Origin of the sequence: Paenibacillus sp. FSL R5-0744, from assembly GCF_037972555.1 — a bacterium.
Lineage (GTDB): Bacteria > Bacillota > Bacilli > Paenibacillales > Paenibacillaceae > Paenibacillus_AQ.
In genome coordinates this window covers 193,826-217,834 of the sequence record NZ_CP150228.1, presented here as the reverse complement: position 1 = coordinate 217,834, position 24,009 = coordinate 193,826, and the positions used below count along the sequence as shown (strand labels likewise).

The 24,009-nt window shown below is 43.8% G+C and carries 19 protein-coding genes, 1 other RNA gene and 1 pseudogene; 4 read left to right on the top strand and 17 right to left on the bottom strand.

What is annotated here, in order from left to right; all coding sequences use genetic code 11:
- Positions 1–4: 4 nt before the first annotated feature.
- Together MKY19_RS01050 and MKY19_RS01045 are read right to left on the bottom strand one after the other, a co-directional pair.
- On the bottom strand, positions 5–892 hold the full coding sequence (locus MKY19_RS01050; protein WP_339271445.1) for a DMT family transporter: 888 nt from the start codon (positions 890–892) through the stop codon (positions 5–7).
- Positions 893–1,105: 213 nt separating this feature from the next.
- Positions 1,106–2,494, bottom strand: coding sequence for an MFS transporter (locus tag MKY19_RS01045; RefSeq protein ID WP_339268191.1), 1,389 nt, complete (start codon positions 2,492–2,494; stop codon positions 1,106–1,108).
- Positions 2,495–2,757: 263 nt separating this feature from the next.
- On the opposite strand from MKY19_RS01045, the gene MKY19_RS01040 reads away from it, so the two are divergent.
- Positions 2,758–3,228, top strand: a complete 471-nt coding sequence (locus tag MKY19_RS01040) for a MarR family transcriptional regulator (protein ID WP_076286808.1) — start codon at positions 2,758–2,760, stop codon at positions 3,226–3,228.
- A gap of 32 nt (positions 3,229–3,260) precedes the next feature.
- Positions 3,261–3,508 (top strand): annotated as a pseudogene (locus MKY19_RS01035) (hypothetical protein); the annotation flags it as partial.
- 69 nt (positions 3,509–3,577) lie between these two features.
- On the opposite strand, the gene MKY19_RS01030 reads toward MKY19_RS01035, so the two are convergent.
- The 5 genes from MKY19_RS01030 to MKY19_RS01010 form a co-directional block, all read right to left on the bottom strand.
- Positions 3,578–5,398 carry a PrsW family glutamic-type intramembrane protease gene (locus MKY19_RS01030; RefSeq protein WP_339799708.1) on the bottom strand — a complete coding sequence of 607 codons (1,821 nt, stop codon included), beginning with the start codon at positions 5,396–5,398 and terminating at the stop codon, positions 3,578–3,580.
- 12 nt (positions 5,399–5,410) lie between these two features.
- Entirely contained in the window at positions 5,411–6,034 is a 624-nt protein-coding gene (locus MKY19_RS01025; RefSeq protein ID WP_339799706.1) for a hypothetical protein, read from the bottom strand.
- A 144-nt stretch (positions 6,035–6,178) separates the two neighbouring features.
- The gene (locus tag MKY19_RS01020) at positions 6,179–6,862 is read right to left on the bottom strand and encodes a Crp/Fnr family transcriptional regulator (protein WP_339244289.1); all 684 of its coding nucleotides are present in this window, start codon (positions 6,860–6,862) and stop codon (positions 6,179–6,181) included.
- Positions 6,863–7,162: 300 nt separating this feature from the next.
- Complete coding sequence (locus MKY19_RS01015) at positions 7,163–7,417, bottom strand: hypothetical protein (protein WP_339799704.1); 255 nt, start codon at positions 7,415–7,417, stop codon at positions 7,163–7,165.
- 241 nt (positions 7,418–7,658) lie between these two features.
- Positions 7,659–9,800 (bottom strand): pectate lyase, encoded by a 2,142-nt coding sequence (locus MKY19_RS01010; RefSeq protein ID WP_339799702.1) that lies wholly within the window; start codon positions 9,798–9,800, stop codon positions 7,659–7,661.
- Positions 9,801–10,136: 336 nt separating this feature from the next.
- Between MKY19_RS01010 and MKY19_RS01005 the strand changes: the two genes are divergently transcribed.
- Positions 10,137–10,313: a hypothetical protein gene (locus MKY19_RS01005; protein WP_179085866.1), complete on the top strand. Its 177-nt coding sequence runs from the start codon at positions 10,137–10,139 to the stop codon at positions 10,311–10,313.
- 142 nt (positions 10,314–10,455) lie between these two features.
- Here MKY19_RS01005 and MKY19_RS01000 read toward each other — a convergent pair whose 3' ends face one another.
- Positions 10,456–11,709: a mechanosensitive ion channel domain-containing protein gene (locus tag MKY19_RS01000; RefSeq protein ID WP_076286813.1), complete on the bottom strand. Its 1,254-nt coding sequence runs from the start codon at positions 11,707–11,709 to the stop codon at positions 10,456–10,458.
- 87 nt (positions 11,710–11,796) lie between these two features.
- Positions 11,797–12,654, bottom strand: a complete 858-nt coding sequence (locus MKY19_RS00995) for a LysR family transcriptional regulator (protein ID WP_339268167.1) — start codon at positions 12,652–12,654, stop codon at positions 11,797–11,799.
- Between the two features lie 128 nt (positions 12,655–12,782).
- On the opposite strand from MKY19_RS00995, the gene MKY19_RS00990 reads away from it, so the two are divergent.
- Positions 12,783–13,772, top strand: coding sequence for a zinc-binding dehydrogenase (locus MKY19_RS00990; protein WP_339799700.1), 990 nt, complete (start codon positions 12,783–12,785; stop codon positions 13,770–13,772).
- Between the two features lie 142 nt (positions 13,773–13,914).
- Here MKY19_RS00990 and MKY19_RS00985 read toward each other — a convergent pair whose 3' ends face one another.
- The 8 genes from MKY19_RS00985 to rnr all read right to left on the bottom strand — a co-directional run bounded on the left by MKY19_RS00985 (position 13,915) and on the right by rnr (position 23,923).
- Complete coding sequence (locus tag MKY19_RS00985) at positions 13,915–15,231, bottom strand: NAD(P)/FAD-dependent oxidoreductase (protein ID WP_042184042.1); 1,317 nt, start codon at positions 15,229–15,231, stop codon at positions 13,915–13,917.
- Between the two features lie 31 nt (positions 15,232–15,262).
- A complete protein-coding gene (locus tag MKY19_RS00980) occupies positions 15,263–16,570 on the bottom strand; it encodes an aminoacetone oxidase family FAD-binding enzyme (protein WP_339268163.1) in 1,308 nt (435 codons plus the stop codon).
- Positions 16,571–17,044: 474 nt separating this feature from the next.
- Positions 17,045–17,722, bottom strand: a complete 678-nt coding sequence (locus MKY19_RS00975; protein WP_339799698.1) for a zf-HC2 domain-containing protein — start codon at positions 17,720–17,722, stop codon at positions 17,045–17,047.
- Positions 17,719–18,210, bottom strand: coding sequence for an RNA polymerase sigma factor (locus tag MKY19_RS00970; protein WP_339799696.1), 492 nt, complete (start codon positions 18,208–18,210; stop codon positions 17,719–17,721). The genes MKY19_RS00975 and MKY19_RS00970 overlap by 4 nt, the downstream gene beginning before the upstream one ends.
- Positions 18,211–18,684: 474 nt before the next feature.
- Positions 18,685–19,050: a hypothetical protein gene (locus tag MKY19_RS00965; protein ID WP_042184038.1), complete on the bottom strand. Its 366-nt coding sequence runs from the start codon at positions 19,048–19,050 to the stop codon at positions 18,685–18,687.
- Between the two features lie 229 nt (positions 19,051–19,279).
- Positions 19,280–19,644, bottom strand: a transfer-messenger RNA (tmRNA) gene (gene ssrA / locus MKY19_RS00960).
- 198 nt (positions 19,645–19,842) lie between these two features.
- Positions 19,843–20,322, bottom strand: a complete 480-nt coding sequence (smpB, locus tag MKY19_RS00955) for an SsrA-binding protein SmpB (protein WP_339244261.1) — start codon at positions 20,320–20,322, stop codon at positions 19,843–19,845.
- A gap of 730 nt (positions 20,323–21,052) precedes the next feature.
- Positions 21,053–23,923, bottom strand: coding sequence for a ribonuclease R (gene rnr, locus MKY19_RS00950; RefSeq protein WP_339804093.1), 2,871 nt, complete (start codon positions 23,921–23,923; stop codon positions 21,053–21,055).
- Positions 23,924–24,009 lie beyond the last annotated feature (86 nt).

Here is a 24,009-nt window from a genome sequence, read left to right as displayed (position 1 = left end):
AAAATCAGGCTATTGTTTGCTTATATCGCATTTTTCGTTGATACGTAGATAGCATAACTCCTGCTAGAATGAACAAAGACCCTAATATTTCTACACCTGTGATAGGTTTATGCAGTAATATCAACCCCATGATCATAGCTACAAAAGGCTCTAAATTAGATAATACAGACGCTTTTGAAGCATCAACATGGCGAATATTGTTATTCCAAACCAGTGTAGCTACACCATGTACAACAACAGCGGTTCCAATCAGCAGAGCCCAATCCGTAATATTCGAGCTCATTCGTAAAGGTGTATCTAGCGAGAAGGCAAACGGGATCGATACAATAAAGCCCACCAGATTCGAATATAAAGTAATCGTGAACGGATCTATTCTTTGTGAGAGTACCCTAGTCATAATAATCATAATGGCGAAGGTTATCATCGTTACAACAATCCACAGTAGTCCTTTATCAAAATGCAAAGAGGAGGATCCCCCTTTTACAACGACAAAATAAATGCCTATGATCGCTAGAATAGACCCCATCAACATACGGATCGTTAATCTTTCCTTTAAAAAAATTGCCGCTAACAAACCCGTTAAAATAGGAGTCATAGCTAAAATGATTGCAGATGTTGTTGGATCAGCTGTTTGCAGCCCTTTAAAAAAGGACCATTGATTAATAAACACACCAATAACACCTAGAGATAAAATTAGGAATACATCCGATTTACTCACCAGCTTAAAATTCTTTTTGTAAGCCGTTATTCCTACTAGACATAACACTATAAATAAAAGTCTCAGTGAAGTTAATAGACCGGGGGAGAAGTCCTCAACTAAGATCTTTCCAAACACAAAATTACTGCCCCATACGACTACACAAAAAGTGAGCCAACCATAAGCTTTTAACATTTAAATCACCTTTCAATAATACCGACTCCACAATTTTCCCATTACAGCCTTACGCCAAAAAAAATAGACCCCACCCATCGTAAGATACGGGGTCTATTGTACTGTTGGTTAGCAAACATCGGTTCTTCTTTGTATCTATTATAACCTCCATGGGTTTTTCATGCGCTGAATTTATAGAGGGAATAATATCCATAGGGCGCTGAATGCGGCATATTAAACCTCCATTTTTTTCTTAATACTCATCGACCCGGGAGCACCCGTACCAAACTGATAACGGTAAATCACAACTACCGCAATAATCACTAGGGACATGACGAGAAAAATATTACTATACACATGAGCAGTAGCGTTAGTATTCAAAGGATTAAACTGCACAACAGCAGTACCCTTGTCGAGCATTTTCCCGACTACACTCATGGCCATCGCGCCAGAGATAAAATTGATCATGGAGAGTAGTCCCATACCCACTCCTGTTTCCTCTTTTGGCAGCGATCGTGAAATCGTATTGGACATCGAGATTTGCATGAAAGTCTGTCCCACGTTCCCTAATATTAAAATGATGGCAATGAAATATGCCGATAATCCAATAAAAGTAGAGAGTAGGGAGAAAGCAAGAAATAACAATACCGAAGCGACGAACACAAGTACGAAATTACCACGATCATCAGCCAACCTGCCTCCCTTGCGTCCCATGATAGCCGAAGCAATAGCAGCTGGTACTAACACGAACCCAATGGTCGAAGGGGACAAACCATTCACTGTCGCTAGAAATTGTGGTGTCATGAATGTCATGCTAAAGCTCATAGCTGTCGTCGTAAAAGCAAGCAACAACCCAATCGAATAGGTTTTGTTACGGAACAAAACGGGTTTAATAAAGGGTTCCTCAGCTTTCCGAATCCGAATGATAAATAAGGCTAGCAAGACAAGGCCCCCGAGGAACAACCACAGTTGCATCTGTGTGATGGCAAGCAAGAAGATTGCGACTGCTGCAGCTAGTAACCCGCCACCAAGGACATCAATACTTCCTGCCTTCCCTCTCGCATTATCTAAATACTTTCGGAAGAAAGGAAGCGTCAGTAGCGGAAGCAAGGAAAGGACGAACATGAGTCTCCAGTTCCCAAAGCTGGTGATGAGGCCTGCAGCGACCGGCCCCAAAGCATTACCAAGCGCTAACCCAACCGCAGAAGTTCCAAGCGCTCTCCCCCTCTTCTCGGGAGCAAAATAACGGATTGGAATGATCATTGCTGTTGCAGGAAGGACGGAAGCACCGGCAGCTTGAATTACACGGCCCAGAATAATAATCCAAAACTCACTAGCAAGCAGACCTATTAATGAACCGAGAGCGAATATAAGCAGTCCATACGTTAACAAATCTTTCAACCGATATTTATCCGCCAATTTCCCCATGACGATGGAACCTACCGCGTAAACCACCATATAACTGGTCATAATCCAACTAACCTGCGATGGAACGAGATTAAACTCTTTGCCGATCTCAGGGAGAGCTACATTGAACATTGTACCGTTCATAACCGAGAATATTAAGGTAACTACAAGTATTTTCAGCAGCTTATCTGCATTTTGTGATGATGTATCCGTCATGATCTAAACCTCTTTTCTGATTAAATTCATAATGAACTATAAGTAAAAAGATAAATAATGAGTATACTCAGTATTATATATTACTGAGGATACTCATTATTTTCTTGCGTGTCAAGTTATATCATTTACATGGAAGAATAGCTGGATGCGCCTTATAAGAGTATAATATAAAGAGTGTACTCATTAAGAGTGCACACATATTCACCGTTTCCATGAAATTTAGTATGAAAAATTGACAATAAAGTCAAGGAGGCACTACATCCATGAACACAGATCATCCCAAGGCGATAGACGTCATTCACATATTAATGAGATCAACCAACTACATTAAAACAGAATTTCAATCCCAGTTATTAGCGCTTAATACGCCTTATCATCTCTCCGGTCCCAGGTTACGCCTGCTTTCAGTCGTTGCCGAAACAGGCAATATCCGTATGAATGAGTTAGCTGTTAAGTTAGGGATCAAAGCACGCACCGTTACTGATTTTGTTGATGCACTTGAGCAGGATAAGCTCCTCGTTCGAATTCCTGATCCAACCGACCGACGAGCTACACTGATCCAGCTTACGGAACTTGCACAATCCACGATTGAGGAAGTTCTTACTTTCCAGGATACAGTCGCTGACAACATGCTGGAGAATCTTTCAATGGAGCAAAGAAAGCAATTCTATGACCTTCTATTGCAACTAACCAAAAACAAAGCAATCTCCGATTTATGTGAAGAAGCTAAGTGAGTCGCAGCCACATCGAGGAACAGGAACTCACGGCACCCAGCTCACCTCCCCCGGAATTCATCCCTCAGCAATCTGCGGTTTCGCCCTTGGCTGTCGATCTGGGAGCAATCGCTGGTTGTTTGTTTCGGAATACGTACGTTTGGCTCGTGAATAGAAATCAATTCTGGTTTTACCCGGTTTCGTAGGACGCACCTCGGTTGCGGGTTTTCAGTGAAATGGAAGATTTTGGGTATACACTGGATTGAGCTTACAATCCATCCAATCCTTCACATGCTTCTAAATAAACACGTAAAAAAGCTCCGTTCCTCTAGGAATGGAGCTTTTGACTACGTTAGAGTTAAGTTAATTATCATTTAACCCTTAATGCTTGGCCACAGCGTGCACAGTAGCGGGTACCCTGAGGAGACAATGACCCGCAGCCTTCACAGTAAAGCTCCTGCGTCATGGGCTTCACTTGATCGTCATGCCTTATCGCCTCATGCGTGGTTGGATTCAACATATTCAATGTATGGAACTCCTCTTTTCTTCCCCTACGAATAAGTGAGAATAATAAATAGAGTCCTATAAACCCGACTACAGCCATAACTCCCGCCTTCATCAGACCCGATTCAAAGTGATAATTCCATAGTGCATGCATCACGACTGCTGCCAAAAACATACCCATTGCACGTAGCCCTCTCGACCACGGCTTACCGTCCCCCAAATTCGAGTGCTTATGCATGCTGCTTGCATACCAGATGCCCACAGTTGCAATCGCAGTCCATGTTCCATGACCGAATGGCGATAATAATGCTCTCATCCATAGGACGGCGAGCATCCCAAGTGAAGAGGCTTCGTCTATATGCACCCATCCATAAATAATACTTTCCACTGCAGCGAATCCCATTCCTGCTGCGGCACCAAACACCACTGCATCCATCAGAAAATGGATTTTTCGCGTTCGAACGAGCATCACACAGACTAATAATTTTGCAGTTTCTTCTATTAGAGCTACAGACAAAGGCACGTAAAACTGCGAAAAGTCAAAGGAGCTTGCTTTGACTTCAAAAAGCCAAATCCGCTCTAAATACCAAGCCAGAGGGATAGCAACAATGGCGGTAGACACAAAAACTAAACCAAGCCTCCTCTGACGAAAGCCTATTAACTGCTGATTTCTCACAAAAGCTACGAATGCTAGGGGACCCACCACACCTCCAACAATTAAGGCGGCGATCTTCCACCATTGGCTATGAAGGAACAGTGCCAAGAAGGATAAGACAAGGAATCCACCGACCAACCAGAGTAATTGCTCCATCCACTTGTCCTTGGCCTTAGGTAGCGATTTATTATCCTCTGCAACAGACTCCCCGCCGAAGGCGATGGTCACTTTCTCCAACATATGGGGTGTTCGTATATTTAGAACCTCTATGAGTTGTTGACGAACCGGAGCATAATAGTCAAGTATAGTTAAGAATTCTAACTTACCCATGATTAGCAGTTCACTATCTTCTAACGCGATCAACGTGTGCAAGGAGGCTGTGTCTGTTAGTAACTCTGTCTCTCCATAAAAATCCCCTTCACGAAGAACAGTCTTGCGCCGCTTTTGACCGTGAAGTTCGATACTCCCGCTACTAATCATGAAAAATTGATCCATTACCGCACCTTCTACGATAATCTCTTCGCCCTTCGTTACTTTCTTGATCGTCGTAATCTCTGCAAGACCCCGAAGTTCAGCATCAGGGATGACCGACCAGATTGTCGCTTTGCGAAGCATACTATGGATCATTCGAATCCGTATGTTCACAAGCACACTCTCATAAAATAGCGGACTCAGGCTCGCCAAATATTCGAACGAGGAACGGTCCAGACGCAACGCTTCTACTGTCCCGATTGCCGTAACACTAGCTGATCTTTGTACGTTCCGAATAAGACCAATCTCTCCTACTAACTCTTCCGGTCCAAGTTCAGCTAAGAGCAACGCCTTTCCAACTAAGTTCACTGAGGTGACTTGCACTTTCCCTTGCCATATAATGAAACAGTCCTTAGAGGTGGACTCTTCCATAAGAAGTCGTTGTCCATCCTCTAAAGACACAAGTTTTATAGCATTAATTACATTTCGTAGCTCATCATCAGGAATACCTCGTAATAACGGATGATCACGTAGAAAATCTACTGCAGCACTTGGTATCATAGGTTTAACTCATCACCGCATATTTCCAATAACACTACTTCTGGAATCTTGCATTTTTTTAATGAAATTTGTCATTGTATCAAAAGCTTCGTTACGTTTATTCGTTAGACTTTGCAGGCGCAGCATGTCCATTTGCTGACTATTACTTGCACTATCAATCTGTGATTTGATTTGTCCCAACAGATTCTCAAGTTGCCCTTTTGTTTGCGGTATAGCCATACTCATAGCAGTAAACATGGCCCCCTTGTCATCTGCCAGCTTTACAGCAGCGTTGGCCTCGGCACCTGAAGGAAGCTTCGCTAGCTCTTCATTGATCACTCCTAGCAATTGATTCAGTTTTGAGATTGTTTCATTCTTGGCTTGTACGGATGCGATTTGATCTTTCAACTGATCCTCTAACATACTTGCGCGACTCGACTGTACAGCCATCATTGCTGCTTCAAGATCCATGCCCTGAATGTTAACCTGTGTCATACCACTCATATCAACGCTACCTACCGAATTTTGCATGGCATTTCCATTCAGGGCATCCTTAACAGAGTTATACACCGAATTGTTATACAACAAAGCCCCTCCTACAATGATCCCCAGTACAAAAGTACCTGACATAGATAAAACTAATTTTTTCACGCTCATTTCATTTCCTCTTTTCATTTATGGATGATCATTGCGTCATTACGATTAACAAATCCAAATATGCGCTTTCTTTGTTAATATTGTTATATCATTTTGGGTGATTAATGGTCTGTAACCCCAATTACAATTTCCAAATACTCGAACTCAAATCACATCAAGTATCTTTCTAAGTCTATCTATGTTGCACACAAGTATTTTCCTCTGATCAATACGTATCAACTGCTCATCCTGTAATCCAAGCAATGATTTTGTCACGGTCTCGCGCGCCGTTCCTGTCATATCCGCCAGGTGTTGATGCGTCAGCTTCAAATCGATTAGAACACCCTCATCAGAGGGCACTCCATGCTGTTCTGTTAGACGCAACAATACGCGAGCAATGCGCGTACGCACGTCAATAACGGTCAAGTCTGTTATTAATTTATTGGCATCACGTAGACGATCTAACGCTGTTTCCAAAATGCCGATTAATATTTCTGGATTACTTTTTAATAAGGGTATGAAATCGCGTTTTTTCAGAATACATAAGGTGGATTTCTCAATGGTTCTTGCAGACGCAGAACGTGCTCTTTCATTTTGCAATAAAGCCATCTCTCCAAAGAAATCACCTTCTCTAAAAATAGAAAGGATTACATCCCTTGAGTGGTTATCTTGATAGATTTGAACAACTCCAGATATAACCAGATAGAGTTCCTCTCCCTCTTCACCTTCAAAAAAGATGGACTCTCCCTTTATATAAGTACGCTCGCTACATAACTTGGCAATTTCAGCTAAATATTCATCATCAAGATGTTCGAAGAATGGGAAATCTCGTAACAGTTGTGGGTTCATCTTCAAGAGCAGCCTCCAGTGCATCATTTTATAATTTCTATTAGGCTTCAACTCTAGCAAAAGTTAAATCTTTAGGACCATCCCTTATTGTAATACTTTTAAATTAAGATAAATAGTGACTGTAGTCATCAAATTATCATATGACATTTTTACATTTTATGGATATTTAAATAAAAAGAATCAAACGCATGGATCATCGAAAGGATGCTCATGGCTTGACTCTTATTTTCTACTTAAAAGCTCTTCGTAAGGCCTCAATTCTTCTTGCTACACTCTCCTGCACAATTTCACTTTTTTCCGCTATATCATACCCATGAATGGTCCCCTTGGTATAATACACTTCAACCTCAACCCAGGTTCAATTATCGTCAGCTCGACTGTCCCGCTTTTATAGCCTGGAATAACTTCTGTCGTTACATTCATACCTTCAGGTGAGTTGAATTTATTCACACTTCTCGCAATGAGTTTATTCAAAATTGGTAATAACAAAGGATTTAATGGAAGTGTCGTCTTCGCGTAGGGTTCAAAGTCGCTATGGATATTGTATTTATCCATTGGATTCCTCCTCTATTAAGTTATTTACTTAAGTACATATTAGCAAATCGTACTAAACTGTCTAGCAATCGTAAGATCAGCGTTAGCGCATCCGACCACGGCTGCGTCGGCATGATTCAAGTAATAAGATCACAAGAAAAGCGACCCTTAAAGGTCGCTTTTCTTGTGATCCTTTTGAAGCTGAGGCACGTCGAACCGCTGCTTGAAAAGTTTATGGAAGCACGGTTTAGAAAAAAACTATCTATTCCAACTTCATATAATACAGATTCGTCGTACTATCCTTCGTAATGGTATGTGCGCCCGCCGTAAGGGAGACAGTGGCAATGCCATTCGTTATAGGATAATTTGTTCCATCCACTTTTATTTTGGTTCCTTCTGTATTGAACACTAGGGTTAGGGTTGAAGCTTTAGCAGCTGTGAACTGAATACTGGTTGCACTCTCGATTTTTAGACATTGGGTTAGGGTTAAACCCTGATATGTCACATTTCCCTTACTTGTTGAGAGATTTCCTTGGATATTGAAGAAGCTGCTCGTTGTTCCATCAGTGGTAAAGTTATGAATGGTTGCTCCCGCTGTCGGCACTGGCGTTGCCGTAGGTGTCGTTGTCGGTACAGGTGTTGCTGTTGGTGCTATTGTTGGAGATGGAGTCGCTGTTGGCACAGGAGTAGCTGTTGGAGTTGGTGTCGGACTTGTTGGGTTTGAATTGCCCCCTACAGAGACAAGCCCCGTTGTGTAGCTTCTGATTGCAGACATCAGTGCAGTATTCAGCGCATACGATGCGTCATCCACGGAATCATTAAATTCCCATGTGAAGTCTCCGCCATTCAGACGTCCGGCTTTTGCCGTAACAACCTGTTCCACATTGCTTACGTTGTCAATATTCGATACGTTCACTCCGGTTTGGACGTTTGTATCGAAGTTATTGTAGGCTGTTCCACCTTTTAATGCTTTGTATGAGCTTGGGACGGTTTCATTTCTCGACGAGGCTAAGTAGGCATCAAATGAGGTTTCATTAGCAGGAGCTGTCCCTGTATTGGAGTTAGCGTAGATAAGACTTGAAGCATCAACAATTAGATTGTTATAAGCTTTAATCACACCCCCATTTTCACCTGAGAACGTACCCTCACCTAAAGCATCTGTACCCTGTAAAGAACTAAGCATTGGGTCTTTAGTATTTCTAAAAACATTAGATTCCACAAAAGCCGAAGCTCCGGTTGTAACGCCGACACCATATTTCGAGACTCCATCATAGAAGTTATTATAGACATGAACAGAGGCCACTCTGATCCGCGGATGACGGGAGTCCGAATGATCGAACCAGTTATGGTGGAAGGTAACAAAGAATTCTGCAGACTCACTAAGTCCGACTAGAGCAGCTTTTCCGGAATCAAAGTAATGGTTGTACGAGATGGTAATGTACGTTGATCCTTTTTTGAGGTCCGTAGATCCGTCGCCTTTGGCTTGGTCCGCATCGCTCCCTGCAGATCCATAAAAAATATCATTATTATGCACCCATACATTCGCATTGCCTGTATCCATTGAAATGCCATCGTCAGGAAATAACATCACACCCAGATTTCTTACTTCCAAATTACCAACATATCTAAGCAGCAATCCCCAACCGTATGCATAAGCATCTTTTCCGATACCTTCGATTGTAATATTCATTTCCGAATAATTATTTTTACCTTTGACTTCAAGATATCCACTGCTGTTAAGCTGTCCACTCAGGTCAGCAGCTGTAACTTTACCGATAATTCGGATGGCAAGTGGGGCTGTATCATAACCCTTTTGTCTCAGAGCCAAGATGCTACCAAGACCAACGCCTGTTTGTACAGCACCTGAGCTGTTGATTTTCACATCAAGTGTTACGGTTTTCGCATTCTGAGATGTTATATACAGCACTTGAGCACCATTCTTGAGGGTTCCATTCTCATTATAAGCGCCAGAACCCGTACCAAATGGCGAGCTTGCCGAAAAAGCAAACCCAGATCGATCATATGACGTTACGGATAACGTATTTGATACTGAACTTGCCATTCCTCCCCCTGATAGGGTAGCCTCAACCTTCATTACATAACTTCCAGCTGCAAGCCCTACAGCATCCGCTCTCCAATAGGAAGAATATTTGCGGATCAATTCATTATCAATCTGTTGGTACCCCGAATCTGATGCGCTTGCCTGTTTAACATATACGTTATATCCTGTCGCATTACTTACAGGTGACCATTCCACATATGCCGCTTCATTCCAGCCTCCACTGCCTGTTATCGAAAGACCAGCAGCATGCACTACTGTATTTGTCCATCCACCTGCTATCAAAGAAAGTGCAAGAGAAAACAACACACCAATACTGATTACCTTGGCAATACTTTTTTTCATTTTATTCCCTCCTGATTCTAATTTGTTGCAGATAGAATTGTAACCGCTTGCAAGAAGATATAAAGCTTCCTTTTCACCTCCTGACAATATTACATTTTATGGGACTAAAACATCCTCAACATATCAGAACAGAAATCAGTTCCGATACAATCATTTCCTCATATTTTTCACATCTAACAGTATTCTGAGTTAATGATTATAGGACAGAGCATTGATTCACCCGTACTTTCAGCAATGTATCCTGGGCTCTTGTGAAAATACAACATGAATAGCCACACAGTAGCCAGCACATAATAAAATTCACAACCATTAGATAATCAAGGGAGGAGCTTTCAATTGAGTGCAAATCAACCAGATAAGAATCTAATCAACACAGTAAAAGAACTGGAAGCCACGCCCGTAAACAGCCTGGAAGCCCAACAGCAGCAGCAAGCCCGTAATGATCGCCGCAAACAAGCTCTGCATGACAGCGATGGCAAATTCTCAGAAAATGAATCTGGGAACTTCCATTAGAGTCTTCAGCTATGTCCGCACCCCAATAAATCGCACGTTTTATGATCCTTTCCAAAATGAAAAAAACGTAAAAAAGCGACCAACGATGGTCGCTTTTTTACTGATATTAAGCAATGCCTTCTCCTGCAAATCATTCTTATCTTCAGTATCCAGACGAATACTCTTTGCTTTCTTTTAAGCGAGCAATATCATGGCCTGTCGGGTTTTGGAAGACACGAAGCCCAAATATCGGTACAACTGCAAAAATGTGATCAAAGATATCAGCTTGAACCGATTCATACACCACCCAGTTAGTATCATTGCTAAACGCGTAGATTTCTAAGGGCAGTCCATTATCCTCTGGCGCGAGCTGTCTGACGATCAGCGTCATATCCTTATGAATTTTAGGATGATTCCTCAGATATTCATGGATATATTCTCTGAATACACCAACATTCGTGAGATGTCTTCCATTTACTTTACTCTCCGTATTGATTTGATGTTCGATATTATAAATGCTAATTTCATTTAATCTTGCCCTTATAAAATCGGAAAGGTAGTGAATCTTCTGGAATTCCTCCATCATTTCTTTTGTACAAAAACATATGCTGCTTGTATCGATATGAACGCTTCGTTTAATCCTTCTGCCGCCAGATACTTGCATGCCCCTCCAGTTTTTGAACGAGTCTGAAATAAGGGCGTAGCTAGGAATCATGGTGATTGTTTTATCGAAATTCATAACCTTTACCGTATTCAATGTAATGTCAATTACATCACCATCCGCATTATATTTAGGCATTTCGATCCAGTCACCTACACGAACCATATCATTAGATGATAATTGAACACCTGCCACCAAACCCAATATAGAATCTTTGAAAATCAGCATAAAAACAGCTGATAATGCACCTAACCCACTAAGTATAATCAGTGGATTCTGACCAATGAGGTTAGAGATCACTACAATAACACCAATGATAAATAGAATAATCTTTGCAACCTGAATGTACCCCTTGATCGGTCTAATCTTGGAGACCTCAAATGAGCGATAAATAGCATCAATGGCATTAAGTAGTGCATTAAACACCGTGATAGTTACGATAATCATATAAGTTAAGGCGGATTTTTCAATAAAAGCCTGATATAGCGGAAAGATAGACGCAGAATAATAGATGATGAAGGCTGGAGCGAGATGCGACAGCTTGTGAAACACTTTTTTCTCCAAAACGATATTATCCCATGCATACCGATCCTTACTAATGAAATGAATAATTATCTTCAGCACGATTTTTTTGGCTATTAAATTGGCCAGTACAGAGAGTAGTGCTATAAATAAGACCATGATTATATTCGAAAGATAACCTGTCATTTGTTCGCTTACACCGTATCCTGCTAGTTGATCTTTTATAAAATTCATCATTTCCTCCTGCTGCGTGTTACTTAAATTGTTTGATGAAATGGTCTAGCACTAACATTCGACGTATCGATCGTTGCGGGTGAACTATTATTGCCTAGTTTCAACTAATTGTATTAACCTGGTTAACGCGCTTGAGTAAATTGTGTCATGTCTATGCACAAACCATACCTGCAAATCTCGATACTCTTCAGGCAAACGGTGGGAAGTGATTATGCCCTGTTCTTCCGCCTTGGCAATCGATGACTGTGGCAGCATAGACACACCAAGTCCAGAGGAAACGCCATCTAGAATAACTGCTAATGTGCCAAATTCCATAATCTGATAAGTGGTCAGGCCAGTGCCTCTCAGAAAACTCTCTGCTTTTGCCCGATGCGTACATCCAACGTCAAAGAACAACATCGGTTTCATGAGTAGCTCATACATTTCGTTTTGTCCCGGCTCAGAGATCAACACCAACTCCTCTTCAAAGGCCGCGATATGTTCTATATCTGGCTCATCAATAGGACCATAGACGAACGCTCCATCAAGCTCGTAATCCAATACCTTTTGTAAGAGCGCATGTGTCACACCCGTAGTGAGCGATAAATTTACATCCGGATATCGTGATTGATACTCGGCCAATAAAGGAGTCAGATGAATGACTGCTGTCGCTTCAATGGACCCTATCCGAAGAGGCCCTGCAGGATGGTCCGAAAATTGTGTTGTTTTCACAGCCTCGTCCATCAGAGTCAGTATTTTATCCGCATACCCCAGTAAATTCTCTCCAGCCAAAGTTAGCGTCATTCCTCGATTGGATCTCCGAAAAAGGGGTGTTTTCAACTGAGCCTCAAGATACTGAATTCGAGTCGTCACATTAGACTGTACATAGTTCAACATTTGCGCAGCCTTGGTTATGCTCCCCTCTCGAGCCACAGCCTGAAATATTCTTAAATCTCCGCTTTCCATTTCTATGTCACCTGCTTGGTATGATCATTTATGATACTCACAATCGGTTTTGTTCATTTTACTGTATGATTCCCACTCTGTACAATTCAATATAGATTCATTGAAATACGAATGACTGGAGGATTAGGATGAAAGCAATCGTACATGCTGGGATGAACGGCTTGAAGAGCCTGACATATGAAGACGTTGTTGATAAACAGCCAGGCTTCGGTGAAGTAAAAGTAAGGCTGAAAACCGCAGGGTTAAATCATCGAGACTTATTTCTCATAGCGGATCGAAAAAATGAGGATGCTCCCCTGATTATGGGCTCTGATGGGGCGGGTATAATTGAAGCGGTAGGTGAAGGCATAACATCACTTACAGTAGGTACCGATGTAATCATTAATCCGTGTATCGGATGGGAAATCACCCACGATGTCCCGAACGTTCCGGCCATAGTGGGCGGCCCTTCAGATGGTACATTTGCCGAGTCTATCGTCATCCCTGCGCAAAATGCCATCAGCAAGCCAGCTTATTTGTCTTGGGAAGAAGCGGGCGTGTTGCCCTTATCTGCCTTGACAGCCTATCGGGCTTTGTTTACGAGAGGCCGCTTACTGCAAGGTGAACATATCCTTATTCCGGGTATTGGTGGCGGTGTGGCTACTTATGCCATGCTTATGGCTTCAGCAGCGGGTGCAAGAGTCAGTGTCACATCACGAAGTGAAACAAAAAGGCAAGTTGCTCTTGCACATGGGGCAGATCATGCCTTTGACAGTCATAGCGATTGGAAGGAAAGTATGAAAGGAGATACAGTGGATCTCATCTTGGACAGTATCGGGCCAGCTACGTTCCAACAGTACTTTGATATCATTAAGCCAAATGGCCGGATTGTTACGTTTGGAGCAAGCTCAGGAGATCGAATGGAAATAGCTGCACGATCCATATTTTACCCCCAAATCAGTATCATCGGCACCTCAATGGGAAGCAGTGAAGAGTTTATTGCGATGCTTGAATTTATGGAATTTCACTCGATACGCCCTATCATTGATAGTGTGTATCCTTTACAAGACACCCTTCAAGCCTTTCAGCGAATGCAACAAGGGCAGCAGTCTGGCAATATTGGAATAAGAATTAATTGAAAAAAGACACCTCTCAAGGTGTCTTTTATTTACTCTATATGGAACCGAGGCGTGGCATGGCAAATCCATTAGCCGCCGTGTGTTCTAGGGCATGCAAGTATTTCCACTGCAACATGCCAAGAGTCAGCAACCATCTATCCTATTACGTGGCGCTAACACGTCGTTTAGCAAGCGCCATCGCGGCAGCATAGCCGGAGCTCCAGGCCCATTGCAGGTTATAGCCGCCGCAATCTCCATCGACATCCATCACTTCACCTGCCAAATACAGCCCAGGGACTAACTTAGATTCTAACGTTCCTTCGATTAGCTCCGTCGTATCGATGCCACCGGCTGTTGTTTGTGCATTCGTGAAGCTATTGGTATCGGTCACTTTAAATTCCCAACGTTTCAAGATTCGATAAAATATTTTCTTGGTTTTCCATGATAAATCCATACAAAGCAAGTGCGGCTGTTGATCAATTCCAGCCTCCTTCAGCAGAACTGGAATCAGTTTCTTGCTGACGATGCCCACAAAAGAATCGGCAACCGTCCGGTGTCCGAAGATCCCCCAGTGGATCTCCAGAAAATCAATTAACTCTTCCTCCGTGCGCTCCGGCATTAAATCAACCGACAATGTTACCGATTCTCCTATTCCGAGATTATACGCAGCCTTTCTGCTGAGCTGAAGTATGGGCGGGCCCGAGATACCATAGTCCGTAAAAAGAATCTCACCAGACTCAGTGCGGATGACTTCATTGTTTACGATAACATGGGCCTCTCCCTCAAATTTGATGCCCGATAGTTCCTTCAAATACGGATAATCCAGCTTCAATTGTACAATGCCTGGCACCGGGTTGATCAGGGTGTGCCCCAGACGTTGGACAAGCGTATAACCGGAGCCGTCCGTTCCTGTTTTGGGAGCGGTAAGGCCGCCTGCACATAGAAAAAGATAGTCGCTGGTATACACAACCTGTTCCTCTGTCTCCGTCTGGCAGGTTATCGCGAACCGCGGATGTCCCGCCGAAACGGTAACATCCAACACTTTATGTTTATAATATACGGGAACATTACGATCCTCCAGCGCCAGCTTAAATACACCCGGCACCGAAGCCGCCTGCAGCGACATCGGATACATCCGGCCATTCTCCAAGCTTACAAAAGGAAGCCCGAGCGAGGAGAAAAATTCGATCGTTTGGCGGACACCGAATTGCCGCAATACATGTATTGGGAATCCTTCCTGATTACTGTGATACTTGCGTGATAAAGCGGCCGCTTCATCCGTACCGGTGGCGGTGGATTGGTTCGTAATGTTGCAACGCCCGTTACCCGTCGTTATTATTTTCTTCCCAAGCCGGTCATTGCTTTCAATAATTGCTGTATCAATACCTTGATCCCTCGCTGTAACTGCAGCCATTAGACCTGCAGCACCCCCACCGATAATGAACAGCTCGTGGTGCTTAGAAGTCTGATCCTTATACATGTTAATTGATGCATCCCTTTTCCTAATAAATTTATTGAATTGACTTAGCTAGCGCCATGGCGGCCACATATCCGGAACTCCAGGCCCATTGCAGGTTATAGCCGCCGAAATCTCCGTCGACATCCATCACTTCGCCAGCCAAATACAGCCCAGGCACCAGCTTGGATTCCAGCGTTCCTTCGATGAGTTCCGACGTATCAATGCCGCCGGCTGTCACTTGCGCATTCGTAAAGCCATTGGTATCCGTCACTTTAAATTCCCAACGCTTCAAGATTCGATAAAATTTCCCCTTGGTTTTCATCGATAGATCCTGGCAAAGCAGCTCTGGCTGTTGATCTAAGCCAGTCTCTTTTAGTAGGACAGAAACAAGCTTCTTATTGAAAATGCCAACAAGGCAATCCGCCACAGTCCGGTGTCCAAAGGTCTCCCAGAGCCTTTCTAAAAACTCAACTAGCTCTTCCTCCGTGCGGCCCGGCATCAGATCAACCGACAATGTTACCTGTTCTCCTCTTGCAAGATGATACGCAGCCTTCCTGCTTAGCTGAAGAATTGGCGGGCCGGTAATACCATAATCCGTAAAGGCAATTTCGCCCTGTTCACTGCAGATGACTTTACCGTTCACAATGATATGAGCTTGTCCCTGAGATTTGATAGTGGACAGTGCCCTCATGTTCGGATATTGCAGCTTCAATTGCACAATGGCCGGCAAAGGCTTAATCAGGGTGTGTCCCAGACGTTCGGCAAGTGTATACCCAGGAGGTTCTTTTCCCGCATTTGGACCGGCAAGGCCACCCGCAGATAGAAGTAGATAGTCGCTAGTATAAACAACCTCCTCCTCTGTCTCCGTTTGGCATTTTATCTTGAAGCGCGGATGATTCTTCGAAACAGTAACATCCAACACTTTGTTATTGAGGTATACCGGAACATTCCGATCCTCCAGCGCAAGCTGGAAAATATCCAGCACCGCTGCTGCCTGCAGCGACATTGGATACATCAAGCCCTCCTTCAATCTTGTAAGTGGAAGCCCGAGAAAGGAGAAAAAATCTATAGTCTGACGGATGCCAAATTGCTGCAATACCGCAAGTGGAAATCCGGCCTGATTACTGTGATACTTGTGCGATAAAGCAATTGCTTCATCCGTACCCGTTGCAGTGGATTCATTCGTAATGTTACAGCGGCCATCACCTGTCATTAATATCTTCTTTCCAATCCGGTCGTTACCCTCCAGAATGGCAGTATCGATACCCATATCACGCGCAGTAACGGCGGCCATTAGTCCGGCAGCACCTGCGCCGATAATAAACAGCTTGTGGTGCATAGAAGTCTGATTCTCATACATGGTTGGTCAATGCATCCTTTATCCAATTTTTCTAAAAGCACAGAGTCACTTTATTAAATTATAGCATAAGTATACTGGTTTTCATTTATATCTCCCTATTAACTCTTCCTATCCTATGTTTGCCTTTTTTATCCCTATATAGAACCTTAAATTTTTCTTCACGCCTTCTTCACTGCAATCTTTAATTCCACATACGAAAGTACTGGATCTAGCAAGATACTCATTTTTTTGAACCGCCACGTATAGTCCAGATCATACTCTGAAAACATGAAAAAGACACCCTTCATGGTGTCTTCAATAATACTCCATATGGAGCCGAGGGGAGTCGAACCCCTGTCCGAAGATAACGGCACATAGGCTTTTACGAGTGTAGTTACAGTTTTGATGTCACATAATTATAATTTTTATACTTATGAAACATAGTAAAGACAGATTGGATGTCGAACAGCCCTTATCTCAACTTGAGCCCCCTAATTATCGACTTGCCGTCGGCAGTTCCATTCCCTTCTTCCAAATCAGAATCGGATGATCAGGTGAACCGTAGTAGATGGACGTAATCTCCACATCTTTACCATACTTCTTCTGATAGGCCCTTACACTCACAGGATTGACGAACATCTCGCCACTGACTGGATTGGAGGCATTATATTTCTTCGATATGATAAGAGGATGAACGGGGGTCATATAGAAACTCCCATCATCCTTAACGGTATTCTTCACATGAGCGAAACTATACCCGTCCCTGATTTGAACACGAAAAGCAATTTCACCGCTTGATGTGGTTCTTATATCAGAAATAATAATATGGTCGGATGATACCGGTAGGATATTCCAGCGAAACAACCCGAAGTAGCCAAGAATCACCATTCCACATACGGAAGCAGCCACAAACAATCCTTTCATAAAAGCCATCGATCGGGTACGGCTCCACATTCTTTTAATGTTTTGCAGCCCTTTTCCCTCCAATTTATTTACTTCAATATCTTGAATGGGCAAGCTCAGGCTGGATTTCAATTGTTCCAGAGAAGAACGGCAGTCAGGGCAATCAACAAGGTGTTCCTCCACCAGTCCCTTACTAGTTTCACTGCATATGTCATCATAATACAAGGGGAGAAGATCTTGAACTACGTCACATGAGATTCGGTTCATCATTTATCCTCCATTAGAAGATTTTGTATTCTTAGCCGAGCACGGTGATAGGTCACTCTTGCCCAGCTTTCCGTTCGGCCAAAGATTTGACTAATATGATCGAAAGACAGTTCTCCAAATAACCTGAGCATAAAAACCTCCTTATACGGCTCGTTCAAAACGTGCAAAACCTTATGAATACGCATAGCTTCAGTCTGATCAATGAGTTTTTGCTCCAGATTAATGCTGCCCTCTTCTTCCTGTACAGCCAACGAAGCGAACCTCCGCTGCCCGTCCATATAGGAGAAATAAGTATTTTTCGCAATCTGACACAGCCAGACGCTCATTTTGCAGTCCCCCCTGAACTGGTCAATTCGCTTCAGCGCTTTAAAAAAGGTTTCCTGTGTAATTTCCTCGGCAATCTTCTCGTCCCTGCTTAACGACAGCACAAATATGTATACATCATGAAAGTATTGATCATAGACTCCTTCTAATTCATCTGATTTGTCCAAGGGTTCACCACCTTACATATATAAGACTAACTAAACATAAAAACGTTACAATGAATTCAGTTTATTTTATTGTACTTGTAATAGAAAAAAAGAAATAAAAAAGACACCCCTAAAGGTGTCATCACTTACACTCCATATGGAGCCGAGGGGAGTCGAACCCCTGTCCGAAGGTAACGGCACGTAAGCTTTTACGAGTGTAGTCACAGTTTTGATGTCACTCTAGAAGCATTCTAACCAGCATTTGATGAGTCCGTTTGATTTTACTTAGATAAAAATTGGCTATATTACTGCTCTTGCTTGTTATATATTTAACAAATTATAGAATCGTATAGAAATTACTTATCTATGGTTAAAAAAGGAGACTGATCATAGGAATAACTCCTTAGTATAGTGATCCAATTATATAAGTTAATACGCAGAAAGTACCTTTGACGCTACAGATGATGGCTAGATTCTTTTAATTTTTAGAAGTTGCTAATTCCCTGCAGAATCAAGATACGTTTCAGCTTCTTCTATCGATTCGTACAAGTTTGCAATATCTTTAAACATACGATGCATTTGCGTTTTGTAGAACGAGGTAGGCGCAACATACACCCATTTGTGTTTTGTAGAGATTCCAGCTTTTACAGCATCTTCACTAGTTGGAGCAAGAATTGCCAACACTTCTTGCTTAAATACCAGGCCACCAGTAATTACAGTCATACCTGTAAACCCTCGCTTAGTTTTCTTCAGTACTTTCGGAAATTGTTCCGCGTACGCAAGGGCATCCTCAACATCCATACCGTCCGATGTTACAATAATTCTGTTTTTGTTTTTAACATAATCAATAGTAAAACTCATGATAGTAATTCCTCCGAATGTTTTTGTTTTTGGATGCTTAATACTATAATTTTATATCAGTTCGGGCTCTTATAGATATTAATAACTTCAAAGTGAATGATCTAATTTTAGATGTAGACAACATGTCTACAATAATGAACACATTTAGTTCCCTATAACTCCTTGTCTACATTCGGTCAGCAATCCAACCACTAAACAGCAAAAAACCCGCTATTTTAGCGGGTTTTTCTTATGGAGCCGAGGGGAGTCGAACCCCTGTCCGAAGATAACGGCACATAAGCTTCTACGAGTGTAGTCACAGTTTTGATGTCACCCGAGTATCGCCCCGTAACCGGCTATACGTTGGGTCAGCCTGATTATCTTCTTCCGTTGACCCCAGGCGGAGACCAGACGGCGTATCCCACTACTTGTTAGCCCCTATCCCTGTCACATGGGCGATGCAGGGTAGAAGCACGCGCGCAGTTTCTTAGGCTGCGAAAGCGTAGTTGTTTTGTTGTTTGCCGTTTAATAGGCTTTAGCGTTGATGAAGCGGACGCGTCCCCACTACTCGCTACTCATGCTCGAACTACCCCCGTCGAATCCAAGAACGGCCCCTCATTAAAAAGGGCGCTTCGGATCAAGCGGATCTTCCAAGCAAGAGAGATCCTATCCACAGCTTCTTCTTCAAGAAGTCTGTAACGAAGCAATAATCTTACTTACTCAGTATATCACATTTATCAATACTTTAACACGTAGGTTAAAGGAATTGAAGGTGGAAACTGGTACTCATTTGAATCGTACATTCTTCCTCGATTATCTGGCGATCTTTTGCTTCTCACGCAATACACGCTGAATATCACGTTGAGCATCACGCTTAGCAGCAGAGTCACGTTTATCGTACTCTTTCTTACCTTTACCAAGACCAATTAACAGCTTCGCATAGCCATTCCGCACATAAATCTTGAGTGGCACAATCGTAAATCCATCTCGCTTGGACAAGCCCAGCAGTTTATGAATTTGCTCCTTATGCATCAGCAATTTACGAGTACGCGTCGGGTCCGTAGGGTTAGCACGATTACCTTGTTCAAAAGGGCTGATATGCATGTTGTGAATGTGAATCTCACCGTTACGGATCGTAGCAAAAGCATCTCCAATATTAGCGCGGCCATTACGCAGCGACTTGATCTCTGTACCTGTCAGCACCAAGCCAGCTTCATAAGTATCCTCGATAAAATAATCATGGGAAGCTTTTTTGTTCTGGGCAAGTACTTTCCCGTCTGCTTTTTTACCCATGAGAATCACTCCTTGAATCATATTCATAAGTTAAAGTAACCATGTCTCTCTAATCTTAAACGACATAGTCATCGAACGTCTGATCTATATTGTAACAAATGGAATCGATTGTGCGCAAGGAAGGATCAGGTAATCCTTTCTCAGCCATTTTGACAACTAGTTGTCAGTAAGTTTACCCAATAGTTAACCTTAATTACATTTATTGATAAACGAGTGTTTATGTTTCTATATTCACACATCTCAGTTAACTCATACCCTTTTCTATTTACTCTCTCCTCCGACGCTACCCTAAAGCTACATAAATGCACTTTATACATCTATTTAATATATTTAGATGCTCGATGGTTGTTTAGTTGTACTTTCTGCAGTTAAAAACTCGAAATCATGCCGTTTTGAAAATACTGATCAGATTTAGATGTACAAAGTGCAATTAACCTCAATCTCTACTGAAACGCCGGAATTTTAACTGCACATTATGCAATAAAAAAATAAGCATCGTGATATCACGGGTTACTTTGCTCCAACCAAGTGTCATAGTTACAAAACGATGCTGTAACCTAGCTTCTTCTGATTATTACTCAACAAACTTGCGGCAACCAATAGTCTCGGTTAGAAACGAGAATTTAACACTTGAGCAGCGAAAAAGAATTAAAAAAGCACCGCCCCCAATCAAAGGGAGCGGTGCTTAATCTTTCGTCATAGAGCTACGAAACGTAGCCCATAACGTTATTTATTTCTTCTTTCTCTTACGAGGAGCTCCGTCTGGAGCGCTGCCTGTATTGTCACTACGTTTAGAAGCGGCTTGTTCCGACGTCTGAACGTTGCCTGGTGTCACGGATTGACCGATGAACACACCGCTTTTGTTCTTCTTTTTCCGGCGACCTTTACCTGTTGGAGCGCCGCTACGGCCTTCTCCACCGCCAAAGTTACCGCCGCGGTCCTCACGGCTACGGAACTTCGTGCTGCCGTCCAGGCCGCGGACTTCGCCGCTGGAAGAGTCAGACGCAGGAGCGCCGTATCCGCCTTTGCCGGAGCCAAATCCGAAGCTGATGCCGCGTCCACCACCGGCACCGCCGTTGTCACCGCCGCGGCCTCGCCCGCCGCTGCGCTCACGTGGCGCGCCTGCGTTACCGCCGGCTTCGCCCCCGCGCTCTGCGCCGGTGCTTCCGCCCGGCGCCGCAACTACCCGGCTCGCATCCTCGCCGGAATCACGCCCGCGCTTCCGCTTTCCGCGTCCGCCCGGTGCACCAACACCGGCCGCTTCGCCGGCGCGCACACCAGCGCCCGGCTTGCCCTTGCCCGTGCCTACAGCAGCGCCGGGCTTGCCTTTACCGCCGCGGCCCTTGCTGCCCGCGCCGCCTTTACCCCCGGCTGGCGCCTTGAAGCCGCCGCTACCTGGACGGCCGCCTTTGCCACCGCGGCCGCCTCCAAAACCACCGCCGCGATGCTCACCTGGCGCGCGTGGTTTCATGTCGACCAACTCGAAATCGATCGTGTGGTCATCCATGTTTACCTTGGCGACTCGAATTTTCACCTCGTCGCCAATACGGAACACCCGTGATGTGCGCTCGCCGATGAGCGCCATATGGGCCTCGTCGAAGTGATAATAATCGTCGCTCATAGCGCTGAGACGAATAAGGCCTTCGACGGTATTGTCCAGCTCGATGAACATTCCGAAGCTGGTCACACTGCTGACCATTGCCTCGAATTCCTCGCCTACTTTATCCTGCATGTATTCAGCTTTCTTCAGCTGTTCTGTATCGCGTTCTGCTTCTACCGCTACACGCTCACGCTCCGAGGACTGCTGAGCAATGTCAGGCATCCGGCCGGCCAAATAATCATGTCGTTTTTGGCTCAGCGCCCCTCCATTCTCAATCACTTCACGCATTACGCGGTGAATGACCAGATCGGGGTAACGGCGAATCGGCGAAGTGAAGTGGGAATAGTATTCCGCAGCCAGTCCGAAATGGCCTGTGCTCTCCGCATCATATTTCGCCTGCTTCATGGAGCGTAACATCATTGTGCTAATAACGGTCTGTTCTTTAGTCCCTTGGATTTGCTCCAACAGATCCTGCAAAGCACGTGGATGAACCGAATTGCCACGTCCCTTCACGTGATATCCGAAATTAGCTGCAAAAGCCATAAAATTCTGCAGCTTCTCTGGATCTGGATCTTCGTGAATCCGGTAAAGGAACGGAACCTTCAACCAGTGAAAATGCTCCGCAACTGTTTCATTCGCCGCGAGCATAAATTCCTCGATAATCTGCTCAGCTACAGAACGCTCACGCTTCACAATATCTACAGCCTTGCCATTCTCATCTACGATGATTTTGCTTTCTTCAAAATCAAAATCAACCGCACCTCGCCGCATCCGTGCATCACGCAGCTTCATCGCCAATTCTTTCATGAGACGGAAATCATCAATTAATGGACTATAGCGCTCCAGCAATTCAGCGTCTTCATCCTCCAAAATTGTGCGGACATTGGAATAAGTCATTCTTTCCTTGGTGCGAATCACACTTGTAAAGACATCGTGCTTCACGACCTTCATGTGTTCGTTAAATTCCATCTCGCAGGACATCGTTAAGCGGTCTACCTGTGGATTCAAACTACAAATACCGTTAGACAAACGGTGAGGCAGCATCGGAATCACCCGATCCACCAAGTACACACTACAGCCCCGATCATAGGCTTCTTTATCGAGCTCAGAGCTCTCGCGTACGTAATAACCTACATCCGCAATATGCACGCCTAGCTTGTAGTTTCCGTTCTCCAGTCGCTGAACATTAACCGCATCATCCAGGTCCTTAGCATCCTCACCATCAATCGTGACAATGTTTAGTCCGCGCAAGTCGCGACGTCCCTGCTCAGCAATTTCCTCTTCTGTGATTGAATCCGGAGCGTTGTCCGCTTCGTTCATCACTTCAGCCGGAAAGGCCTCTGGCAGCTGATGCTTACGTATAATAGATAGAATATCGACTCCTGGATCATCCTTATGTCCGAGGATCTCAATAATTTCACCCTCTGCCGCTGATCGGCCTTCTGGATAATTCACGATACGTACAACGACCTTTTGACCGTCTACCGCCCCCATGAAGGATTGCTTCGGAATAAAAATATCGCGGTTAATCCGTTTATCATCAGGCAGCACAAAGCCATAGGTCTCCAGGTTTTGAAATACGCCAACCGTCTGCAGTACTCCCCGTTTTACAATGCGCTCAACTTCGCCTTCCATACGTCCGCCGGACGGACTTTTAGAGGTAATACGGATAAGGACGATATCACCATTCATAGCTCCCTTAAGATCATTCGCATGGATATATACGTCAGGATGATCACGATCATCCGGGATAAGAAAAGCGAAGCCTTTCGCATGAGCCTGTAACCGGCCTCGCAGTAAATCCATTCGTTCCGGCACGCCATAACGTGCATTACGAGTTAATACAATTCTTCCGTCCTGCTCTAATTCAATTAGTAATTCCTCGAACTTTTTAAACCCTGTGCTATCTTCTAGAGCAAAATGGCTCACCAGCTCTTCATAAGTCATTGGTTTATATGCAGTTTCCCGCATGAAATCGAGTAATATTTCTTGTGTTATCATGTTCGTCACCCCAGCCCTCCGCGGCTCCAAGCCGCTGGCAAATATGTATGTCTTGTCCTGCTCTGTAGTAATGCCAAGTAAAATTT

Bases quoted from the DNA above. Each gene is read 5' to 3' on its own strand.
- MKY19_RS01000 (WP_076286813.1), bottom strand. From the start codon at position 11,709: ATGAATTTTATAAAAGATCAACTAGCAGGATACGGTGTAAGCGAACAA.
- MKY19_RS00965 (WP_042184038.1), bottom strand. From the start codon at position 19,050: ATGAGTTTTACTATTGATTATGTTAAAAACAAAAACAGAATTATTGTA.
- smpB (WP_339244261.1), bottom strand. From the start codon at position 20,322: ATGGGTAAAAAAGCAGACGGGAAAGTACTTGCCCAGAACAAAAAAGCT.
- MKY19_RS00980 (WP_339268163.1), bottom strand. From the start codon at position 16,570: ATGTATGAGAATCAGACTTCTATGCACCACAAGCTGTTTATTATCGGC.
- MKY19_RS01040 (WP_076286808.1), top strand. From the start codon at position 2,758: ATGAACACAGATCATCCCAAGGCGATAGACGTCATTCACATATTAATG.
- MKY19_RS00995 (WP_339268167.1), bottom strand. From the start codon at position 12,654: ATGGAAAGCGGAGATTTAAGAATATTTCAGGCTGTGGCTCGAGAGGGG.
- MKY19_RS01025 (WP_339799706.1), bottom strand. From the start codon at position 6,034: ATGAGCGTGAAAAAATTAGTTTTATCTATGTCAGGTACTTTTGTACTG.
- MKY19_RS01020 (WP_339244289.1), bottom strand. From the start codon at position 6,862: ATGAACCCACAACTGTTACGAGATTTCCCATTCTTCGAACATCTTGAT.
- MKY19_RS01030 (WP_339799708.1), bottom strand. From the start codon at position 5,398: ATGATACCAAGTGCTGCAGTAGATTTTCTACGTGATCATCCGTTATTA.
- MKY19_RS01050 (WP_339271445.1), bottom strand. From the start codon at position 892: ATGTTAAAAGCTTATGGTTGGCTCACTTTTTGTGTAGTCGTATGGGGC.
- MKY19_RS00985 (WP_042184042.1), bottom strand. From the start codon at position 15,231: ATGTATAAGGATCAGACTTCTAAGCACCACGAGCTGTTCATTATCGGT.
- rnr (WP_339804093.1), bottom strand. From the start codon at position 23,923: ATGATAACACAAGAAATATTACTCGATTTCATGCGGGAAACTGCATAT.
- MKY19_RS00975 (WP_339799698.1), bottom strand. From the start codon at position 17,722: ATGATGAACCGAATCTCATGTGACGTAGTTCAAGATCTTCTCCCCTTG.
- MKY19_RS01010 (WP_339799702.1), bottom strand. From the start codon at position 9,800: ATGAAAAAAAGTATTGCCAAGGTAATCAGTATTGGTGTGTTGTTTTCT.
- MKY19_RS01015 (WP_339799704.1), bottom strand. From the start codon at position 7,417: ATGGATAAATACAATATCCATAGCGACTTTGAACCCTACGCGAAGACG.
- MKY19_RS00990 (WP_339799700.1), top strand. From the start codon at position 12,783: ATGAAAGCAATCGTACATGCTGGGATGAACGGCTTGAAGAGCCTGACA.
- MKY19_RS01045 (WP_339268191.1), bottom strand. From the start codon at position 2,494: ATGACGGATACATCATCACAAAATGCAGATAAGCTGCTGAAAATACTT.